17 protein-coding genes are annotated in these 20,002 nt (G+C 68.6%); 4 read left to right on the top strand and 13 right to left on the bottom strand.

All coding sequences use genetic code 11. The features are described from left to right. Nucleotides 1–516 precede the first annotated feature (516 nt). Complete coding sequence (locus tag QZ471_RS14055; protein WP_295464770.1) at nucleotides 517–1,323, top strand: helix-turn-helix transcriptional regulator; 807 nt, start codon at nucleotides 517–519, stop codon at nucleotides 1,321–1,323. Nucleotides 1,324–1,400: 77 nt separating this feature from the next. Here QZ471_RS14055 and QZ471_RS14050 read toward each other — a convergent pair whose 3' ends face one another. The 7 genes from QZ471_RS14050 to QZ471_RS14020 form a co-directional block, all read right to left on the bottom strand. Next, the gene (locus QZ471_RS14050; protein ID WP_295464768.1) at nucleotides 1,401–2,300 is read right to left on the bottom strand and encodes a M23 family metallopeptidase; all 900 of its coding nucleotides are present in this window, start codon (nucleotides 2,298–2,300) and stop codon (nucleotides 1,401–1,403) included. A gap of 77 nt (nucleotides 2,301–2,377) precedes the next feature. Next, nucleotides 2,378–3,310, bottom strand: a complete 933-nt coding sequence (locus tag QZ471_RS14045; protein WP_295464766.1) for a response regulator — start codon at nucleotides 3,308–3,310, stop codon at nucleotides 2,378–2,380. A gap of 72 nt (nucleotides 3,311–3,382) precedes the next feature. Then, nucleotides 3,383–4,108 carry a phosphate signaling complex protein PhoU gene (gene phoU / locus QZ471_RS14040; protein WP_295464764.1) on the bottom strand — a complete coding sequence of 242 codons (726 nt, stop codon included), beginning with the start codon at nucleotides 4,106–4,108 and terminating at the stop codon, nucleotides 3,383–3,385. 58 nt (nucleotides 4,109–4,166) lie between these two features. Further along, nucleotides 4,167–4,994, bottom strand: coding sequence for a phosphate ABC transporter ATP-binding protein PstB (gene pstB, locus QZ471_RS14035; protein ID WP_295464762.1), 828 nt, complete (start codon nucleotides 4,992–4,994; stop codon nucleotides 4,167–4,169). A gap of 178 nt (nucleotides 4,995–5,172) precedes the next feature. Further along, entirely contained in the window at nucleotides 5,173–6,888 is a 1,716-nt protein-coding gene (pstA, locus tag QZ471_RS14030) for a phosphate ABC transporter permease PstA (RefSeq protein ID WP_295464760.1), read from the bottom strand. Further along, nucleotides 6,875–9,160 carry an ABC transporter permease subunit gene (locus QZ471_RS14025; RefSeq protein ID WP_295464758.1) on the bottom strand — a complete coding sequence of 762 codons (2,286 nt, stop codon included), beginning with the start codon at nucleotides 9,158–9,160 and terminating at the stop codon, nucleotides 6,875–6,877. The genes pstA and QZ471_RS14025 overlap by 14 nt, the downstream gene beginning before the upstream one ends. A gap of 94 nt (nucleotides 9,161–9,254) precedes the next feature. Beyond that, a complete protein-coding gene (locus tag QZ471_RS14020; protein ID WP_295464756.1) occupies nucleotides 9,255–10,229 on the bottom strand; it encodes a phosphate ABC transporter substrate-binding protein PstS family protein in 975 nt (324 codons plus the stop codon). A 256-nt stretch (nucleotides 10,230–10,485) separates the two neighbouring features. On the opposite strand from QZ471_RS14020, the gene QZ471_RS14015 reads away from it, so the two are divergent. The 3 genes from QZ471_RS14015 to QZ471_RS14005 all read left to right on the top strand — a co-directional run bounded on the left by QZ471_RS14015 (nucleotide 10,486) and on the right by QZ471_RS14005 (nucleotide 13,941). Further along, entirely contained in the window at nucleotides 10,486–11,784 is a 1,299-nt protein-coding gene (locus QZ471_RS14015; protein ID WP_295464754.1) for an MFS transporter, read from the top strand. Nucleotides 11,785–11,795: 11 nt separating this feature from the next. Next, nucleotides 11,796–12,977, top strand: a complete 1,182-nt coding sequence (locus tag QZ471_RS14010) for a M20 aminoacylase family protein (protein ID WP_295464752.1) — start codon at nucleotides 11,796–11,798, stop codon at nucleotides 12,975–12,977. Nucleotides 12,978–13,083: 106 nt separating this feature from the next. Next, the gene (locus QZ471_RS14005; RefSeq protein WP_295464750.1) at nucleotides 13,084–13,941 is read left to right on the top strand and encodes a hypothetical protein; all 858 of its coding nucleotides are present in this window, start codon (nucleotides 13,084–13,086) and stop codon (nucleotides 13,939–13,941) included. 19 nt (nucleotides 13,942–13,960) lie between these two features. Here the strand turns inward: QZ471_RS14005 and QZ471_RS14000 are convergent, their stop codons facing one another. From QZ471_RS14000 to QZ471_RS13975, 6 genes are all read right to left on the bottom strand, one after another. Next, on the bottom strand, nucleotides 13,961–15,643 hold the full coding sequence (locus tag QZ471_RS14000) for a glycosyltransferase family 39 protein (protein ID WP_295464748.1): 1,683 nt from the start codon (nucleotides 15,641–15,643) through the stop codon (nucleotides 13,961–13,963). Then, nucleotides 15,643–17,040 (bottom strand): UDP-glucose/GDP-mannose dehydrogenase family protein, encoded by a 1,398-nt coding sequence (locus QZ471_RS13995; RefSeq protein ID WP_295464746.1) that lies wholly within the window; start codon nucleotides 17,038–17,040, stop codon nucleotides 15,643–15,645. Before QZ471_RS13995 ends, QZ471_RS14000 begins: the two co-directional genes overlap by 1 nt. Further along, the gene (gene arnF / locus QZ471_RS13990) at nucleotides 17,037–17,438 is read right to left on the bottom strand and encodes a 4-amino-4-deoxy-L-arabinose-phosphoundecaprenol flippase subunit ArnF (RefSeq protein ID WP_295464744.1); all 402 of its coding nucleotides are present in this window, start codon (nucleotides 17,436–17,438) and stop codon (nucleotides 17,037–17,039) included. The genes QZ471_RS13995 and arnF overlap by 4 nt, the downstream gene beginning before the upstream one ends. Next, nucleotides 17,435–17,776 (bottom strand): EamA family transporter, encoded by a 342-nt coding sequence (locus tag QZ471_RS13985; RefSeq protein ID WP_295464742.1) that lies wholly within the window; start codon nucleotides 17,774–17,776, stop codon nucleotides 17,435–17,437. The genes arnF and QZ471_RS13985 overlap by 4 nt, the downstream gene beginning before the upstream one ends. Next, nucleotides 17,773–19,419 carry a lipid IV(A) 4-amino-4-deoxy-L-arabinosyltransferase gene (arnT, locus tag QZ471_RS13980; RefSeq protein ID WP_295464740.1) on the bottom strand — a complete coding sequence of 549 codons (1,647 nt, stop codon included), beginning with the start codon at nucleotides 19,417–19,419 and terminating at the stop codon, nucleotides 17,773–17,775. The genes QZ471_RS13985 and arnT overlap by 4 nt, the downstream gene beginning before the upstream one ends. Beyond that, a partial coding sequence (locus tag QZ471_RS13975) for a 4-deoxy-4-formamido-L-arabinose-phosphoundecaprenol deformylase (protein WP_295464738.1) occupies nucleotides 19,416–20,002 on the bottom strand: 587 nt, incomplete at its 5' end. The genes arnT and QZ471_RS13975, both read right to left, overlap by 4 nt.

The raw sequence follows: 20,002 nt of genomic DNA, 5'->3' as shown, positions 1-20,002 counted from the left end.
ATCCGCACGCATCTCTTAGGCCTCAGCTGATATAGCGATGGCCTATGAAGGATGAGGGATCATCTATCACACGGCGTCAGGGTCGCCTTTTCGGCAGTCGGCGCGAGTACGGGCGCGGCCAGGGCGAGGGTCAGGCAGGTGATCAGGGCGGTCAGGCGTCGGTCCATGGCATAGGGCCACCATGATGAACAAGGGCCGAACCTAACAAAGCCGCAGAAGGCGGGCGATCACCAAACCGCGGCTTTGTGAAGCCGCTGGCAAAGCATCGATACGAATAAAAAAGCGTGGTACTCAGATCCCTGTACCACGCTGCCACCGACAAGACGGTAGTTCAAATGCACTGCCAGCCTTTCAGGCTAGCGAACCAAGCGGCCGATGTTCTGTGCGACACTCCTGGGAGAGACCTGTCCTGGCGTGCAGGCGCCTCTTCCCCTCAGTCCGCACGATGCTCCGGCCATAGTGCGGCAGGTTAGGCCCTAGCGCCTCGTCGATGCCCAACCGAAACGGACAGCCGTTATGCAGGAACAGACAATCGACCGGTATCCCCGGTCGATCACGGCGCCCACCGCGACGCCCCTGGTGTCGCGACTCAATACCTTCGCCCATGGCCAGGTGTGGCCGCCGCACGCCCACGCCCAGGCGCACCTGATGTACACGGTCAACGGGGTATTGGAGGTCAGTACCGAGGAAGGCGTCTGGTACGTGCCACCCAAGCAGGCGATCTGGATTCCGCCCGGGGTCGAGCACCAGGCACGCGCCAATGGCGAGGCCACCCTGCAGGTGATCATGATCGACCTGCCGCGCGAGTTGCCCTCACCGCAGTCGGCTACCCGCATGTCGGCCACCCGCATGGTGCTGATCTCGCCGCTGCTGCGGGAACTGCTGCGCTGCCTGCGGCGGGGCGACAACACCTATGGCGAGGCCGACCTGGGACGTCATGTCCGGGCGCTGATGCTGGCGGAGCTGGTCTTCCTCGAAGAGACCGCGCTGCACCTCCCGGCCCTGGCCGACCGGCGCCTGCGCACCATCCAGACCAGCCTACATGCCGACCCGGCCGACGACACGGCACTGGCGACCTGGGCGCAACAGCTGCACCTCTGCTCGCGCAGCCTCGCCCGGCTGTTCCTCAAGGAGACCGGCACCAGCTTTTCCACCTGGCGCCAGCACACCCGCCTGATGCTGGCCCTGCCGCGGCTGGCCGCCGGCGAGCCGGTGACCCGGGTGGCCCTGGACCTGGGCTATGCCTCGCCCTCGGCCTTCACCCGCATGTTCCGCCGGGTGCTGGGGGTCTCGCCGAGCGAGTATCTCGACGCTCAGGGCTGAAGCTAGACGAGGGTGTGAGCCTGCTCAAGGGCTCGCGAGCTAGCACACAAGGCCTAGGCGGCCTCACGAACAGGCGCTCAGGGACCGCCGACGGCGAAGTTCGGCAGGCTATCCACCGCCTGGGCGAAGCGGAAGGGAATGGATTCGACCGCCTCGCCGGTGTTGCGCTGAACCACGAAGTGCAGGTGCGGCCCGGTGCTGCGTCCGGTATTGCCCGAGGACGCCAGCGGCTGGCCGGTACGCACCCACTGGCCCTCGGCGACCTTGATCGAGCCGCGCTGCAGGTGCAGGTAGACGCTCATGGTGCCGTCGTCGTGGAGGATGCGCACGAAGTTGCCGGAGGGGTGGTTGCCACGGCCGTCCTGGTCGTTCTCCACCTCCACCACCTGGCCGGCGCGCGACACCACGATGGGCGTGCCCTCGGGCATGGCGATGTCCACCGCATAGCGACTCTTGGGGGTGTTGTGGCTGAAGCCGCCGCCGGCTCCCTGGCTGACGCTGAAGGGGCCGCCCAGCCAGGGCAACGGATAGGCGAAGCCGGAGGCGAAGACCGGGGTGGCGCTGCCCATCAGGGTAGTGAGCTGCGGGGTATAGCGCTGTGGCCGACTCGGATCGGGGGCGATCAGGGTGGCCAGACGGGTCAGGCTGCGCGCCGGCAGGACCTTGCGGATCGGCGCCGCGCCCACCCCGCTGACGTTCTGCAACGCGGAAAGCCGCAGGGTGACGGTGACCGGCAGGAAGCTGTCGTTGCGCACCTCCAGCACGGTGCCACCGGCATAGTGCCGCGGTTGCAACTTGACCCGCTGGTCCAGTCGCTCGATGGGATCGTCGCTGAAGGTCAGCACCTTGGCGCCCTTCTGCGCCTTGTCGGTGTAGGTCACCACGCCATTGGCGTCGACGTACTTGTAGATGGGCGCCGCGAGCGCGGGACCGCTGAGGACGAGGCAGAGCAGCAACAGATGACGGGCGCAGGGCATGGAGGGGGCGTCAGGAATCCGCGATGAGGCGGATCGAAGCAGTCTCCGTGCCAGCGCCCTCATGCCCCGGCTCCGTCCTAGGCGCCCGGCACGTAATGCCGCTGAGCGGTACCCTTGGCGATCAGCCGCGACAGATAGTCGAGCTTGGCCGGGTCCCGGTCGATGAAGCGGAAGTTGACCTGCACCCACTCGCTGGCCGGGGTCGGTTCCACCGCGGCCAGCGAATGCAGGTAGCCGTTGAGGCGCGCCACGTCGCCACCGTCGTCGCCCTGCTCCAGGTCGAGTACGGCGGTTTCCAGGATCTGCGGCAGCGGGTCGCCGCGGCGTACCACCAGCAGGGCCTCCTTGATGCTGAGGGCCTTGATCAGGCAGGCCATGCTGGCATTGGGCAGCCGCAACTGGCCCTGGCCGAAATTGGCGGCGGGCTTGCCGCGGGCGGTGCTGGGCGGAGGGACCGCGCCGGTCAGCAGGGCAGCGCTGGAACTGGCGGCCGGTGCCGGCGCCGCGACCGGCGCTGCCGGACTCGGCTGGACCACGTCGCTGCGGTTACCGGTGAGGGCGCCGAGGGAGTCGTTGGCGAAGCCGGTGGCCGGGCGCGGCTGGGCGCCGGCCTGCAGTTCGGCGAGCTTGCCGGTGCGCTGCAGGGCCTTCTTGACCTTGGCGGCCAGTTGCTCGTTGGAGAAGGGCTTGCCCATGTAGTCGGACACGCCGGCCTGGATGGCCTGGACGACGTTTTCCTTGTCGCCGCGGCTGGTGACCATGATGAAGGGCACGCCCTGATGGGCCGGCTGGGCACGGAACCAGGTCAGGAGTTCCAGGCCGGTCATGCCGGGCATTTCCCAATCGCAGAGGATGAGGTCGAAGCGCTGCTTGCCGAGCAACGTCTGGGCGCGGCGACCATCGGCCGCCTCGTCCAACGCGAGCCCCGGAAACAGATTGCGCAGGCCCTTCTTGATCAGGTCGCGGATGAAGGGCGCATCGTCCACTACCAGTACGTTCAACTTGCTCATCGGTCACTCCATGCCAAGTCTTGCAGCATAGCAGGCAGCCCCGGGTCGCCACCCGGGGAGTGACCGGGCGGATCATTCGCGCGACCGATTGACCTCTTCGGCCATGCGCTTGAGGCCCAGGTGGCGGACATCGGTGCCCTGTACCAGGTAGATGACCAACTCGGCGATGTTGCGGGCGTGGTCGCCGACGCGCTCCAGGGAACGCAGGACCCAGATGATGCTCAGCACCCGGGAAATGGAGCGCGGGTCTTCCATCATGTAGGTGGCCAGCTCGCGCAGGGCGGACTTGTATTCGCGGTCGATCAGCTTGTCGTACTGGGCCACCGACAGCGCCAGCTCGGCGTCGAAGCGGGCGAAGGCGTCCAGCGCCTGGTGCACCATCTTGCGCACCTGTTCGCCGATGTGACGGACCTCGACGTAGCCACGCGGGGCCTCGCCGTCCTCGGTCAGTTCGATGGCGCGACGGGCGATCTTGGAGGCTTCGTCACCGATGCGCTCCAGGTCGATCACCGACTTGGAGATGCTGATGATCAGCCGCAGGTCGGAGGCCGCCGGCTGGCGCCGGGCGAGGATGCGCAGGCATTCCTCGTCGATGCCGCGCTCCATGATGTCGATCTGGTCGTCGATGGTGCGCACCTGACGGGCCAGGCCGGCATCGGCGTCGATCACCGCGCGCACGGCGTCGCTGACCTGCTTTTCCACCAGACCGCCCATGGCCAGCAGGTGACTGCGGACCTCCTCCAGTTCGACGTTGTACTGCTGGGAGATGTGCTGCGTGTGACCGTCTTTGTTGATCATGGTGTCAGTCCTGCCTGAGATGATCGAGTCGCCGGTAGGGGCACCGGCCTGCCTGTAACTAGCCGTAGCGGCCGGTGATGTAGTCTTCGGTCTGCCGCTTCGCCGGATTGGTGAAGAGGGTGTCGGTGTCGCCGTGCTCGACGAGCTGGCCCAGGTACATGAAGGCGGTGTAGTCGGAGACCCGCGCCGCCTGTTGCATGTTGTGGGTGACGATGACGATGGTGTAGCGCTGTTTCAATTCGTGGATCAGCTCTTCCACCTTGAGGGTGGAGATGGGGTCCAGCGCCGAGCAGGGTTCGTCGAGCAAGAGCACGTCGGGCTGCACGGCGATGGTGCGGGCGATCACCAACCGCTGCTGCTGGCCGCCGGAGAGGCCCAGGGCCGACTCGTGCAGGCGATCCTTGACCTCGTCCCACAGCGCCGCGCCATGCAGCGCCCACTCCACCGCCTCGTCGAGCACCCGCTTCTGCTTGATGCCCTGGATGCGCAGGCCGTAGACCACGTTCTCGTAGATGCTCTTGGGAAAGGGATTGGGCTTCTGGAACACCATGCCTACGCGCCGGCGCAACTCGGCGATCTCGGTGCCGCGGGCGTAGATGTTCTGGCCGTCGAGCAGGATCTCGCCGTCGATGCGGCAGTCTTCCACCAGGTCGTTCAGGCGGTTGAAGCAACGCAGCAGGGTCGACTTGCCACAGCCGCTGGGGCCGATGAAGGCGGTGACACGCTGGCGCGGGATCTCCAGGGCGATGTCCTGTAGCACCTGCTTCTTGCCGTAGAACAGGTTGAGCCGCGGCACCGACAGGGCCACGCCACCTTCGCTCGCCGCGGGCGGGACGCTGGCCGCGTAGGCGGCGGCGGTTCTGAAGATGGACGAATCGGAAGGCATGGGTTCTCCTCGGCGCTAGTATGGTGCTTCAGAAGTTCGCACGAGATTTGGCGAGTGATTTTTGGGTGGGGGCCAGGCGCCGCGACGAGTCATAGCAGGGCTATGGCGAGGAGTGGCAACGCCGTCCACGCCGAAAAAGCGCCGCCAAAATCGTGTAGTTAACTTCTGAAGCACCATACTAGTCTTCCAGCAGCCGATACTTTTCGCGCAACCGGTTGCGCAGGAATACGGCGGACAGGTTCAGCCCGGCGATCACCAGTACCAGCAGCAGTGCGGTGGCATAGACCAGCGGGCGGGCGGCTTCCACATTGGGGCTCTGGAAGCCGACGTCATAGATGTGGAAGCCCAGGTGCATGATCTTCTGGTCCAGGTGCAGATAGGGATAGTTGCCGTCCAGCGGCAGCGCCGGTGCCAGCTTGACCACCCCGACCAGCATCAGCGGGGCCACCTCGCCGGCGGCGCGGGCCACGGCCAGGATCAGCCCGGTCATCATCGCCGGACTGGCCAGCGGCAGCACCACCTTCCACAGGGTCTCGGCCTGGGTCGCGCCCAGCGCCAGGGAGCCTTCGCGGATGCTGCGCGGAATCCGCGTCAGCCCCTCTTCGGTGGCGACGATCACCACTGGCATGGCGAGGATCGCCAGGGTCAGCGAGGCCCACAACAGGCCCGGGGTGCCGAAGGTGGGCGACGGCAGGCTGGCGCGGAAGAACAGCTGGTCCAGCGAGCCGCCCAGCACATAGACGAAGAAGCCCAGGCCGAAGACGCCGTAGACGATGGCCGGTACCCCGGCGAGGTTGTTGACGGCGATGCGGATGCTGCGGGTCAGCGGGCCTTGGCGGGCGTATTCGCGCAGGTAGATGGCGGCGATCACGCCGAAGGGGGTGACGATCACCGCCATCAGCAGGGTCATCATCACGGTGCCGAAGATGGCCGGGAAGACGCCGCCCTCGGTATTGGCCTCGCGCGGATCGGCGCTGAGGAATTCCCATAGCTTGGTGCCGTAGAAGCCGAGCTTGGCGCCCAGGCCCATGGCGTTGGGCTGGTAGGCCCGCACGATGCGGTCCAGGTTCAGCTCCAGGGTACGGCCCTCGACGTCGCGCACTACCAGGCTGTCGCGGCGCAGCGCCTGGCGCAGGCTGGCGAGCTGGTCTTCCAGCTCGTCGTAGCGCGCCTCCAGCTCGGCGCGACGGGCGGCCAGGTCGGCCTGGGCGGCGGCATCGAGGCGACCGTCCAATTCCAGGCCACGGCCCTCCAGGCGCAGGCGCTCCAGGGCATGGTTGACGCTGCCGATGTCCTGCTTTTCCAGACGTTCCAGACGTGCGCTGAGCGCCTGGTTGCGGGCCAGCCGGCGTTGCAGCTCGGCCAGCGCCGCGGCGCCCTTGGCGACCTGGCGGCCTTCCTCGCGCACCTCCACGGCATAGCCGTAGAAGTTGCCCCATTCGCGGCGCTCCAGCACCAGGACGTCGGCGGGGGAGCGGCGATCCTGCAGCCAGTCGCCGATCAGCCAGACGAAATCGCTGCCCAGGAGGTCGCGATTGCCGAGTTTGAAGAGTTCGCGGGTGAGGGTTTCACCGCTGTCCGCGCTGATCGGCAGACCAGCACTGCGCAGCTGCTCCACGGGTACCGTTTCCCGTTGCACCACCTCACCCAGTACCAGGCGGGACGCGAGCCCCGGCGGCGCATAGCGCGCCTCTACCACCTCGGCCGGCCAGAAGTGCGCCAGGCCGCGCACGGCGATGATGCCGATCAGGCCGAGGGTCATCAGCACGGCGATGGCCACGGCGCCGCCGCTGAGCCAGATGCCCGGATCGCCACCGCGCAGCCAGCCGCTCAGGGAGCGCCGGCGCCCGGGGTGGCCGCGCTCTGGCGACACGCGAGCCTCAGAGCGTCGCATACTTTTTCCTCAAACGCTGGCGGATCAGCTCGGCCAGGGTATTCATCAGGAAGGTGAAGCTGAGCAGCACCAGGGCGGCCAGGAACAGCAGCCGGTAATGGGTGCCGCCCACCTCGGACTCCGGCAGTTCCACGGCGATGTTGGCCGCCAGGGTGCGCATGCCCTCGAACAGGTTGGCGTCCATGATCGGGGTGTTGCCGGTGGCCATGAGTACGATCATGGTCTCGCCCACGGCGCGACCGAGACCTATCATCAACGCCGAGAAGATGCCGGGGCTGGCGGTCAGCAGCACCACCCGTACCAGCGTCTGCCAGGGCGTGGCGCCCAGCGCCAGGGAACCCAGGGTGAGGCTGCGCGGCACGCTGTAGATGGCGTCTTCGGCGATGGAGAAGATGTTGGGAATGACGGCGAAGCCCATGGCCAGACCGACGATCAGGGCGTTGCGCTGGTCGTAGGCGATACCCAGTTCCTGGTTCAGCCAGAGCCGCAGGTCGCCGGCGAACAGTGCTCCTTCCAGCCAGGGACTGAGATAGAGAGCGAGCGCGGTGGTGAGCAGTACCACCGGCAACAGCAACAGACTTTCCCAGCCCTCCGGCACCCGCTCGCGCAGCGCGGCCGGCAGGCGCGACCAGCCGAAACCGGTGGCCAGGATGGTCAAAGGTAGCAGCAACAGGAGGCTGAACAGGCCTGGCAGGTGATTTTCCACGAAGGGCGCCAGGAACAGGCCGGCGAAGAAACCGAGGATCACCGTGGGCAGGGCTTCCATCAGCTCGATGACCGGCTTGACCGTGCGCCTCATGCGCGGCGCCATGAAGTAGGCGGTGTAGACTGCCGCGGCGATGGCCAGGGGCGCGGCGAACAGCATGGCGTAGAAAGCCGCCTTGAGGGTGCCGAAGGTCAGCGGCGCCAGGCTGAGCTTGGGTTCGAAGTCGGCGGTCGCCGCGCTGGACTGCCAGACCTGCGCCGGCGCGGCGTAATTCTCGTACCAGACCTTGTCCCACAGCGCCGACCAGGAGACTTCCGGGTGCGGATTGTTCAGGACGAAGCCGAGCAGGTGGCCATCGACCTCCAGCAGCAGCCGGTCGGCCCGCGGCGACAGGGCCAGCACGCCGGCGGCCGGGGCGATCTGCTCGCGCAGCAGGGTACGGGCCGCGGTGCTGTGGTAGACGCCGAGCCAGCCCTGGGCATCCAGCGCCAGGAAGCCCTTGCGCCGCTGCTCGGGCACCAGTTGCACGATGGGGGCAGCGCCGAGCTGGAAGCTGCGGATGTGCCGCAGCACCGGTTCGCCATCCTGGCCGCGAACCATGAACCACTGGGCGATACCGCCCTTGGCGGTGCCTACCAGCAGGGACACGCCGCCGAGCAGTTGGGCACTGGCGGTGACCTCGTCGTCGGCGGACTCGAGCAGCTTGTAGTGACCGTTGAGGCTGCCGTCGCGCAGGTCGAAGACGTCCGCCTGGGCGCGACCGTTGAGGGCATAGAGCCACTGGCCGCGCGGATCGAGGTGGAGCGCCTTGACCGCGGCATTGAGCGGAATCAGCCGCGTGACGCTACGCACCTCGCCGCTCTCGCCACCGGTCACCGGCACCGCACGCCGCGCCAGGCGCAGGGCGGTCACCCGATTGCCCTGGGCGCCGGCGAGCACCAGCAGGTCGTCGTCGCCGGCGATGGCTACCCGGTCCAGCGCGGTGCGGTCGGCGCCGAGGTCGAGGGGCGTGCGGCCGTAGGGGAAGTCGAGTTCCGGGATGATCACCCGGTTACCCTGGGGATAGCGCGAGACATAGCGCTTGTGCGCCACCAGCACGCGGCCGTCGGACAGTCCCAGGGCGATCAGCCCGCGCGGGGCGTCCTGGGCCTGGCTGGTGATGCCGACCCCCGGCGGCAGCGGCAGCCGCTCACGCAGGACCGGCTGACCATCGGCCAGGGTGAAGAAGGTGGCTTCGCCGCTGGCGGCGAGGTGCAGGCCGATGCGGTTCTGCTCGTCGAGGCCCAGCAGCAGCGGTGTCCCGGCACTCGCCAGCCAGTCCGGTTGGGGCAGCGGCTGGGCCTGCAGGCTGGCACCGCGAAACAGCGGCGCCACCACGTAGGCCAGGTAGAAGAAGATCAGCGTGATGGTGGCCAGCACGGCGAGGCCGCCGACCAGTACCGCCCCCCGGATGAGTCGATCCTGCAGGGCCCGCCAACGCCGCCGCCGGCGCAGTGCGGACGTGTTGAAGTCCAGCCGGGCGGGGCCGCGAGGATCGGGCGTGGACGGGGGTACCGGGGATTTCATGGCGCAGAGCCTAATCACGTCGTGTGACAGAAAGGTTACAGCGAATGGACAGCCGGACGCGCCCCTGGCGAGGCGAGCGGAAGCGCAGCGGCGATCAGTAGCCCAGGGACTTCAGCGCCTGCTGCACCACCGGCGCCGGCAGCGGAATGTAGCCGTCCTTGACCACCGCCTCCTGGCCGGTGCGGGAGAGGATCAACCGCAGGAACTCGCCTTCCAGGGGGTTGAGCGGACGATTGGGTGCCTTGTTCACATAGACGTAGAGAAAGCGTGCCAGTGGGTAGCGCCCGGACAGGGTGTTCTCCTGGTTGTCCTCGACGAAGTCGGTGGTACCCTGCTTGGCCAGGGCCAGGGTGTGGACGCTGGCGGTCTGGTAACCGATGCCGGAGTAGCCGATGCCGCCCAGGGACTGGCTGATGGCCTGGACCACCGAGGCCGAGCCAGGCTGCTCGTTGACGTTGGCGCGGAAATCGCCGCGACACAGCGCTGCTTCCTTGAAATAGCCGTAGGTGCCGGACACCGAGTTGCGGCCGAACAGCTGGATCGGGCGCCTGGCCCAGTCGCCGGTCAGCCCCAGGTCGCCCCAGGTGCGCAGCTCGCGGGGGCCACCACAGAGCCGGGTGCTGGAGAAGATGGCATCGACCTGCTCCAGGGTCAGCTGTTTCAGTGGATTGTCCTTGTGCACGAAGATCGCCAGGGCATCGATGGCCACCGGCACGGCGGTGGGGCGATAACCGAAGCGCTGCTCGAAGGCCTGCAGTTCGGCGTCCTTCATCTTGCGACTCATGGGACCGATACTGGCGGTGCCCTCGGTGAGCGCGGGCGGCGCGGTGGACGAACCGGCGGCCTGAATCTGGATATTGAGGTTGGGATATTCGCGTTTGTAGCTCTCGGCCCATAGCGTGACCAGGTTGGCCAGGGTATCGGAGCCGACGCTGGACAGGTTGCCGGAGACGCCGCTCACCTTCTGGTACTCGGGCAGGGCCGGGTCGACGTCGGTCGCCCGGGCGACGGTCGGGCCACCGAGCGCCAGAACGAGCGCCAGCGTGGTCAGCGGGCCTCTGAGATGCATGCCGGATTCCTCGCGGGGATGGGAGACGGACCTGGGCCGGCGACGCGCAGGCGCGAGCTGGCACTCTAGGCAGGCATTGTGACGGATTTATGAACGACTGCCACGGGTCGCCCAGGCGGCACAGCTGGCCGCCGTGCACTAGGCTGGCGCAAGGATAGGTACCGCGCCCTGCCCCACTCGCGCCAAGACGCGGCTCGGACGGGCCGGACCGGTACTTGCATAGCTAAGCATTCACCCCGTCACCGAGGAGCGCTCCATGGCCCAGGTCCTTCCGACGTCCTCCACCCCGGCGACCGCCCGGCCCGTCGCCGGTCCCTCGCGCGCCAAGCTGATCGCCGCCGCCAGCCTCGGCAACGGGCTGGAGATGTTCGACTTCACCGTGTTCAGCTTCTTCGCCGCCATCATCGGCCAGCTCTACTTTCCTTCGGACACCCCCTACGGCTCCCTGCTAATGGCGGTTGGCGTCTTTGGCGTCGGCTTCGTTATGCGCCCGCTGGGCAGCATGGTGCTGGGCGCCTATGCCGACCGCCACGGTCGCAAGCAGGCCATGCTGCTGACTATTTCCCTGATGGGCCTGGGCAGTGCCCTCATCGCCTTCACCCCGACCCACGCCCAGATCGGTCTTGCCGCCCCGCTGATCCTGCTGTTGGGTCGCCTGCTGCAGGGCTTCTCGGCGGGTGGCGAGATCGGCGCTGCCACCACCCTGCTGCTGGAATCGGCCAGCCCCGGGCGGCGCGGCTTCCACGTCAGCTGGCAGGTCATCAGCCAAGGCGGCAGTGCCCTGCTCGGTGCCGCCTTGGGTGCCCTGCTCACCCGCAGCCTGTCCGAAGCCGACCTGCACGCCTGGGGCTGGCGCATCCCCTTCCTGGTCGGGCTGCTGATCATCCCGGTCGGCCTCTATATCCGCCGCCAGGTGGACGAGACCTGGAGCGGCGCCGGCGTGGCCGAGGGCGGCCCGGTGCGCGCCTTCCTGCGTGAGCACCCGCGGCGTTTCGGCCTGGGCCTGCTGATCGTGATGTCGGCCACCCTGCTGACCTACCTGATGCAGTTCTACATGCCCACCTACATGACCCGCATTGTCGGCCTGCCGGCTACCAGCGCCTATCTCGCCGGGGTGGCCTCCAGCGCGGTGCAGATGGCCGCCGCCCTGGCCGCCGGGCTGCTGCTGGATCGCTTCGGCCGCTACAAGCCGGTGGCCCTGGTCAGCCTGGCGGTGGCCCTGCTGGGCATCTATCCGGCCTTCGTCTGGCTGCACGACCCGACCACCCAGGGGCTGGCCTTCGCCGCCCGCTTCCTGGTGATCACCGCCATGAGCGTGAACATGACCGCCGGTCTGCTGCTGATCCTCGCCGGCCTGCCGCGGCCGGTGCGGGCCACGGGACTGGCCATGACCTATGCCCTGGCGGTGACGCTGTTCGGCGGCACCGCCCAATTCATCGCCACCTGGCTGATCCAGGCCAGCGGCAGTCCGCTCGCCCCGGCCTGGTACCTGATCGCCATGCTGCTGATAGGATGGTTGGCATTGCTGAGCTATCCCGAACGCCACCTGGATTGAGAGAGATCGCCATGAGCCTCGCCACCGCTGCGGATCAAGACGCCACCGCCCGTCATATCGCCGGCTACCTGCCGGACATGGTCGCCCTGCGCCGCGACATCCACCGTCATCCCGAACTGGGTTACCAGGAACAGCGCACCAGCGACCTGGTGGCCGCCGCCCTCGCCGGCTGGGGCTACGAGGTCCATCGCGGCCTGGGCGGCACCGGGGTGGTCGGCACCCTGCGCGCCGGCAGCGGCAGCAAGGTGCTAGGCATCCGCGCCGACATGGACGCCCTGCCGATCCTGGAAACCACCGGCCTCGACTACGCCAGCCAGCACCCCGGGCGCATGCACGCCTGCGGTCACGACGGCCACACCACCACCCTGCTCACCGCCGCCCGCTGCCTGGCCGAGACCCGCGCCTTCGACGGCACCCTGCACCTGATCTTCCAGCCGGCCGAGGAAGGCCTGGGCGGCGCCCTGAAGATGATGCAGGACGGCCTCTTCGAGCTGTTCCCCTGCGACCAGGTGTTCGGCCTGCACAACATGCCGGGCGTGCCCACCGGCAAGTTCTGCTTCGTCGACGGCGCCGCCATGGCCTCCTCCGACACCGCCCTCCTGCGCATCCGCGGCCAGGGCGGTCACGGCGCGGTGCCGGACAAGGCGGTCGACCCCATCGTCGCCAGCGCCGCCACCGTGCTGGCGCTGCAGACCGTGGTCTCGCGCAACGTGGCGCCGCTGGATACCGCCGTGGTCACCGTCGGCAGCATCCATGGCGGCGAAGCCTCCAACGTCATCCCCGATGCGGTGGAGATGAAGCTCACCATCCGCGCCTTCCAGGACAGCACCCGCGATCTGCTGGAGCAGCGCATCAGCGCCCTGGTACGCGCCCAGGCCGAGAGCTTCGGCGCCAGCGCCGAGCTGGATTACCAGCGCGGCTATCCGGTGCTGGTCAACCACGACGGCCCCACCGCCTTCGCCCGCCAGGTGGCCCTCGACCACTTCGGTGCCGACGCCCTGCACCCCTTCGCGCCCATCCCGGCCAGCGAGGATTTCGCCTACATGCTGCAACAGGTGCCCGGCTGCTACCTGTTCGTCGGCAATGGCCCCAGCGCCAACCTGCACAACCCGGCCTACGACTTCAACGACGCCCTGCTGCCGGTGGGCGCGCGCTACTGGGTCAAGCTGACCGAGGCCTTCCTCACCGCCTGAGGCGCCGCCTCTACTGCCGGCGCTCCTCCTGGGGGGCGCCGGCGACGGAATCTTCACGTCCTGCCCGCTAAGCTGAGAGGTCTTTCCATCGCTTAGCGAGGTCGCCATGCGACGTTTTTCACGCCGGGGTTTGGGCAAGGGTCTGGCGCTGGGCGTCGCCGTGGTGGCGCTCGGCTTCGCCTACCCGGCCTGGCGGCATTTCCATCCGGTCAGCGCCGCCGCGGGCTGGGGCTATCGCGAATTCGCCACGGACATCCCCATGGTCAGCGCCCTGGCACTGGCGGCCGATGGCAGCCTGTTCGCCACCCAGGAGTTCTCCAGTCGCCGTGGCAGCCTGCTGCGCCTGAAGCCCGATAGGCAGCGCCAGCCAGTGCTGGGCGAATTGTCCAAACCGGATGGCCTGGTCATGTTCCAGGGTCAGTTGGTGGTCAGCCAGGAAGGCGGGACCTTCCCGGTGTTCCTGTTGCGCGACGGGCGTCCCGAGTCGCTGTTCGACGGCAACGACGTCGAGGGCGTGGCCACCGACGGCCAGTTGCTCTATGCCATCGAAGACCGGCCCAGTGGCCGGTTGCTGAGCTACGACCCCGCGCAGCGACGCCTGGAGGTGCTGCGCGACGGCCTGGTGGAGGGCGAAGGCGTCGCGCGCTGTCCCGATGGCCGGCTGTTCTATACCGAGAAGGCCAAGGGCTGGGTCAAGCAGTGGCAACCCCAGGGCGCCGACACCCTGGTCGCCGAGGGCCTCGATGCCCCCGGCTTCGTGCAGTGCTCGGCCGACGGCCTATGGATCACCGAAGACGCCACCCATGGCGCCCGCGTCCTGCTGGTGCAGCCCGACGGTCGCCTGGTCACGGTGCTCTCGCACCTGCGCTCGGCGCAGACCCTGATTGCCCGCGGCGACGGCCATTACCTGGTCGCCGAGCAGGGACGCAGTCGGATCCTGGAGCTGTACAGAGCTGACCGCTAGCGCGGTCAGCTCCGGGGCGTCACGGTAGGCGGTACACCAGGCAGGGATTGCCGTTGAGGCGGCGTTCCAGCACCGGTTGCTGATTCACCAGCGGGGTGCCGGCCAGCAGCTCGCGGTCGGCGCGGGCGAGGATGACCCAGGCGCCGGCGGGCAGATGGGCCAGGTCGGCGACCTGGGGCCGGGCGATGAAGAGCGGCTGCTCGTCGTGGTCCAGGTTCATGATGTAGCGGATCGCCCAGCTGTCCTGGCCGAGGCCGAAGAATACCAGGGGACCCGGCTGCGCCTGACGCATCCCTTCCACCTGCTGGACGAAGCCGCGGCTGTCGTATTGCAGGTCCTGGGCCGGTTCCACGACCACGACCAACATCAGCCACTGGGCGGCCAGCGCCAGGGCGCTGAGGGCGAGCAGTCGGCGGGTACCGTCCAGGCGCCGCCAGGCGATCAGGGCGGCGAGCTGCAGGGCGACGAAAACGGGTATCCACAGCGCCAGGGAGACGTCCGGCCAGTAGCCGTGGCGCTGCCAGAGGTGACGGCAGACCAGCAGCGCCACCAGAGCCAGCCCCGGCAGCGCCAGCACCAGCGCCCTGTAGACCGGCACGATCCGGCGGAACCAACCCTCCGCGCGCAGCAGGCCATGGGCGGCGATGGCGGCCAGGAAAGGCACCATGGGCACCACGTAGTAGGCGCGCTTGAAGTGCGGGATGGACAGCCCGACCAGGATCAGCAGACCGCTACCGGCCAGAGCCAGCAGCAGGCGCCGCTGGACGGTGTGCGGCCAGTCCAGCAGGCGGCGGCGCTCGGCCACCAGCACCAGCAACGCCAGCGGCATTACCGGCAGGTAGCGATACAGGCCCAGTTGCAGATAGAACCAGAACGGCTTGCCGCTCTCGTCCAGCCGGCCGCTGACCTGCATGTGCCAGACTTCGGCGGCGAAGTCGGCGCCGCCTTCATGGTGGGCCAGCTGGATCAGCGTCCACCAGCACAGGGCGAGCAGCGCCAGGCCGGCCAGGCCATAGCCCACCAGCCGCTGCAGAGCCAGGGTGCGCCGCGCCGGTTCCCCCCAGGCCACCACCAGCCAGTAGAGGCAGACCACGCCGCAGGGCTCGATCAGCCCCAGCGGGCCGCGGATGGCGAAGCCCAGGGCGAACAGCGGCAACACCAACAGGCGGCGCAGCGGCCGACCGTCGCGGTCGGCGCTGTAGAGCAGATAGAAGCAGCCCAGCACCACCAGGGCGACCAGTTGATCCAGGCAGACCGCGCGGGCCTTTTCCAGCCACTGCGGGGTCAGGGCCACCAGCAGCACCGTGAGCAACGCCCAGGCGCGACGGGTGTCGGCCAGCAGGCGATAGGTCAGCGCCAGTACCGCGGCCGAGGCCAGGGCGGTGGGCAGCACGTTGGCCAGGTGATTGGGCGCGCCGATCACCCGCGCCGCCAGCCAGCTCAGCCAGGTGGCTGTGGCGGGATAGTCCGGATAGGGCTGGCCGTAGGTGGTGGGGAAAAAGGCCGGGCCATGGCGGAACATCTCCTCCAGGAACACCGCCCAGCGCCCGTCGAAGCCCTGGGGCGCCTGGTTCCAGATACCCAGGGTGAACAGCAGCGTGGCGACCAGTCCGACCAGCAGGCTTTCCCCGCGCAGGCGGTTGGCCGCCGGCAGGGTGACCAGGCGCGCACCCGGCGGGGTCAGGGGAATGGGCGACACCATCAGGCGGCGTCCACGCGACGGGGGACCTGGGGACCGCTCAGGGCCGCGCCGCGACCGATGGCGAAGTACTCGATGCCGCGGCGCGCCATGCGCTCGGGATCGAAGAGGTTGCGGCCATCGAAGATCACCGGCTGGTTGAGCTGGCGGGCGATGAGGTCGAAGTCCGGCGCCTTGAACTGCTGCCATTCGGTGCAGATGATCAGGGCATCGGCACCGGCCAGGGCGGCCTCGGGGGTGCCCATCAGCGCCAGGCGCTCGTCGTGGCCATAGAGGCGCTGGGCCTCGGCCATGGCCACCGGGTCGAAGGCGCGCACCTTAGCGCCGGCCTCCCAGAGGGCTTCCATCAGCACCCGGCTGGGCGCATCGCGCATGTCGTCGGTGTTGGGCTTGAAGGCCAGGCCCCAGAGGGCGAAGGTGCGGCCCTTGAGGTCACCGTCGAAGTAGGTGCTGATGCGCTCGAACAGCTTGGTCTTCTGGCGCACGTTGATGGCTTCCACGGCGCGCAGCAGATCCAGGTCCAGCTCGTTTTCCTCGCCGGTGCGGATCAGCGCCTGCAGGTCCTTGGGGAAGCAGGAGCCGCCGTAGCCGCAGCCGGGATAGATGAAGTGGTGACCGATGCGCGGATCGGCGCCGATGGCCTGGCGCACCGCCTCGATGTCGGCGCCGACCCGCTCGGCCAGTTCGGCGATCTGGTTGATGAAGCTGATCTTCACCGCCAGCAGGCTGTTGGCGGCGTACTTGGCCAGCTCGGCGCTGCGCAGGTCCATGCACTGGATACGGTCATGGTTGCGATTGAAGGGCGCATAGAGTTCGCGCATCAGGTCGCGGGCCACCGGCGAATCGGTACCCACCACGATGCGGTCGGGCTTCTTGCAATCGGCGATGGCGGCGCCTTCCTTGAGGAATTCCGGGTTGGAGACCACTTCCACGTGCAGGGTACGGCCCTCTTCGGCCAGCACCTCGTGGATCAGCGCACGGACGCGGTCACCGGTGCCCACCGGCACGGTGGACTTGTTCACCACCAGCAGCGGATCGCGCGAGACCGGCTGACCGACCAACGGCTCACGGCGCAGGCGGGCGATGGTCTCGGCCACAGCGAAGACGGCGGACAGGTCGGCCGAGCCATCGGCGGCCGGCGGGGTGCCGACGGCGATGAATTGCACGGCGCCATGGGCCACGGCCTCGGCGGCGTCATGGGTGAACACCAGGCGGCCGGCGGCCAGGTTGCTGCGCACCAGGTCTTCGAGACCGGGTTCGTAGAGGGTCACCTCGCCACGCTTGAGCTTGTCGATCTTGACGCGATCGATGTCCATGCACACCACCTGGTGGCCGACTTCCGCCAGCACGGCGGCTTGCACCAGGCCCACGTAGCCGATGCCGAAAACGCTGATGTTCATAGGGTGTTCCTCGAGGTGGGAGCGGCGCCGGACCGGGGTCCGCCGACGAGGGCGACGCCGGCCACGACCAGCGCGACGCCCAGGGTTTTCCAGGGAGTGAAGGATTCGGCGGCGCCTGGCAGCCAGGCTGCGCCGAGGTGGACGAAGACGTAGGAGAGGCCGAGCGCGGCATAGGCGCGGCCCAGCGGCAGGCGCGCCAGGGCGGCCAGCCAGGCCAGCAGCGACAGGCCGTAGCAGAGGATGCCCAGGGCCAGCAGCAGCCCGTCAGTGCCGAACAGCGCCGTGGGCGCGCTGGCCCAGGTGGCCATGGCCGGCAGCCGCACCAGGGCCGCGCGCAGGGACAGCTGGGCCAGGGTGGTCAGGAGGATGCTCAGGCCCAGGGGCAGCAGACCGTTCATAGCTGGCCTCCCAGCAGGGCGGCGCCGACGACGATGCACAGGCAGCCACACCAGGCACGGGCGTCCACCGTCTCGCCGAAGACCAGGCGTGCCACCAGGGTGACCGCCAGGGTATTGAGCGACAACAAGGGATAGGCGACGCCCACCGGCACCCGCTGCAGCACCGCGCACCAGACCAGCAGGGCCAGACCCAGGCAGACCAGCGCGCCCCACAGCCAGGGCGATCTCAGCCGGGCGGCCAGGGCGTTGCCGGCGGCCACCGCGCGCTTCTGGCCCAATTGGCCGGCGCAGGTGAGCGCTATCACCAGGGCGATCAGCAGGCCATCGACAGCGGTCATGGCGTAAGCCTCGGATAGACCAGCAGCACCAGGCGCTCGCTGGCGATGCTTTCGCCAGGTTCGGGCAGGCTGTCGAGCAGTTGGCGATCGCTGGGGCCGTCCACCCGCAGCAGGATGTCCACCGGGCCCTGATCGCGATGCGCGGCGAGCCAGGCGGCCAGTCCCTGCTCGGGGATCAGCCGGCCACTGTCGGGCTCACGCTCGAAGCCGTACTTGAGCTCACCCGGACCACCTACCACCACCACGTCATCGCGATGGGTAGCCCAGGCCAGGCTGGCGGCGACCCCGAGGTCGTTGCTGACCAGCAGGCCGGCTTTCTTGAAGTGACTGAGCTGGGCCTCGATGAAGGTACTCGGCAGCTTGTTGTCGACCACGCTGTTGGGCAGGGCGACGGACAGCAGCGGCAGGATCACCCAGAGCGCCACGGCCGGCGCCAGGGCGGTAAGGCGTGGCCAGCGCAGCGCTCCCAGGCCGGCCACCAGCAGTGCCAGAGGGGCCAGCAGCGCCAGGCCATGGGTCAGGCCTTCGTCGCCGCCATCGTAGAGACGGCCGCCATAGACCAGCAGCGCCACCAGGCCGACCAGCCCCAGCAGCAGGTTGCACAGGCCGTTCAGGCGCAGAGCACCGAAATCGCTGCGGCGATAGCCTTCCAGCAGGGTACGCGCCAGCAGCGGCACCAGCGCGGTCAGGCTCGGCAGCAGATAGGTGGGTAGCTTGCCGCGGCTGAGGCTGAAGAACACCAGCTGGGTCGCGAACGCCAGGCCGAGAAAGGCCGTGCCGGCATGACGCCGCTCGCGCCAGGCCGCGCCCAGGGTGCGCGGCAACAGGCCGGCCCAGGGCAGGATGGCCAGCAGCAGGATCGGGCCGTAGAACCAGAAGGGCCGCTCGTGCTGGGCGTCCTGGCCGGCGAAACGCTGGATGTGCTCGTGCCAGAAGAAGAAATGCCAGAAATCCGGATCGCGGTGGGCCACCAGCAAGGCCCAGGGCGCCACCACCAGGGCCGCCACCAGCACGGCCAGCGGGCCGCGCTTGAGCAGTTCGCCCAGCCGCCCCTGCAGGATGAAGAAGGGCACGGCAACCAGCACTGGCAGCACCAGGGCGAGAAAGCCCTTGGTCAGCAGGCCACAGCCGCAGGCCAGGCCGAGCAGTGCCCAGTTGCCCAGGGCAGCGCTAAGGGTCGTGGCCGCCTGGGCCTGCCAAAGGGCGAGCAGCGCCAGGGCCATCCAGCAGGCGAATTGGGCATCCAGGGTCACGTAGGTAGCCAGGCCGGCCACGGCCAGGCAGGAGAGATAGAGCACCCCGGCGAGCAGGGCCAGGGTACGGTCCTGCCAGATCGACCGGGTCAGGCGCACCACTAGGGCGGCGGTGGCGAGGCTGGCCAGCAGCGGCACCAGGCGCACGCTGAACAGCGAATCGCCCAGCCAGGCCTGGGCGATGGCCTGGGTCCAGTAACCACCGATGGGCTTCTCGAAGTACGGCAGGCCGAGGAAATGCGGCACCACCCAGTCGCCGCTGCGCCAAAGTTCCTGGGCGATCTGGGCGTAGCGCGACTCGTCCGGAATCCACAGCCCCCGCCATTCGAGCGGCAACGCATAGGCCAGCAGCGCCAGCGGCAGCAGCGCGAGTAGACAGCGCCGGGTCATGCCTGCACGCCCAGCCAGCCCTGGCGGCCAGCCAGGCTACCGCGGATCAGGTTGCCCGCGGGTAACTGGCGCGGATCGGTCGGCAGGCGGTCGCCCAGGGTCAGGAAGAGCACGCCCTGTTCCCGCGCCGCCTTGAGCAGGGCGCGGAAATCCTCGGCGAAGGCGATGCCTTCCACCTCGGCGTGCAGGGTGTAGACGTTGAGCGCATTGGGACGGAACAGCTTGAGCAGATAATCGTTCCAATCCGCGGCGGCAAGATCCGGACCGACCACCTCGTCGAAGGTCGGCATGTCCACCGGGATCTGCGGCGTGCCGTGGCCGCCGTTGCTCAGCCGCGGGCGGAACAGGGCGCTGCCGCGGCAATCGCTGTTGTAGCGCAGGCCGAAGGCCTCCTTGGCCAGCACCACCCGCGGATCGGCGCGCCAGCCGGCGGCGGCGGAGCAGTCGACCTGGGCGCCGAGGATGTCTTCCAGGGCGTGCAGGCCGCGGCCGAATTCCTCGCCCAGGCGTTCCAGGCTCCAGCTGCCGGTATGGGCCTGCCAGGCATGGTGGTCCCAGGCGTGCAGCCCGACCTCGTGGCCCC

Origin of the sequence: uncultured Pseudomonas sp., assembly GCF_913774235.1 — a bacterium.
In the GTDB taxonomy this organism is placed as follows: Bacteria; Pseudomonadota; Gammaproteobacteria; order Pseudomonadales; family Pseudomonadaceae; genus Chryseomonas.
This window is presented reverse-complemented; position numbering and strand designations above follow the sequence as displayed.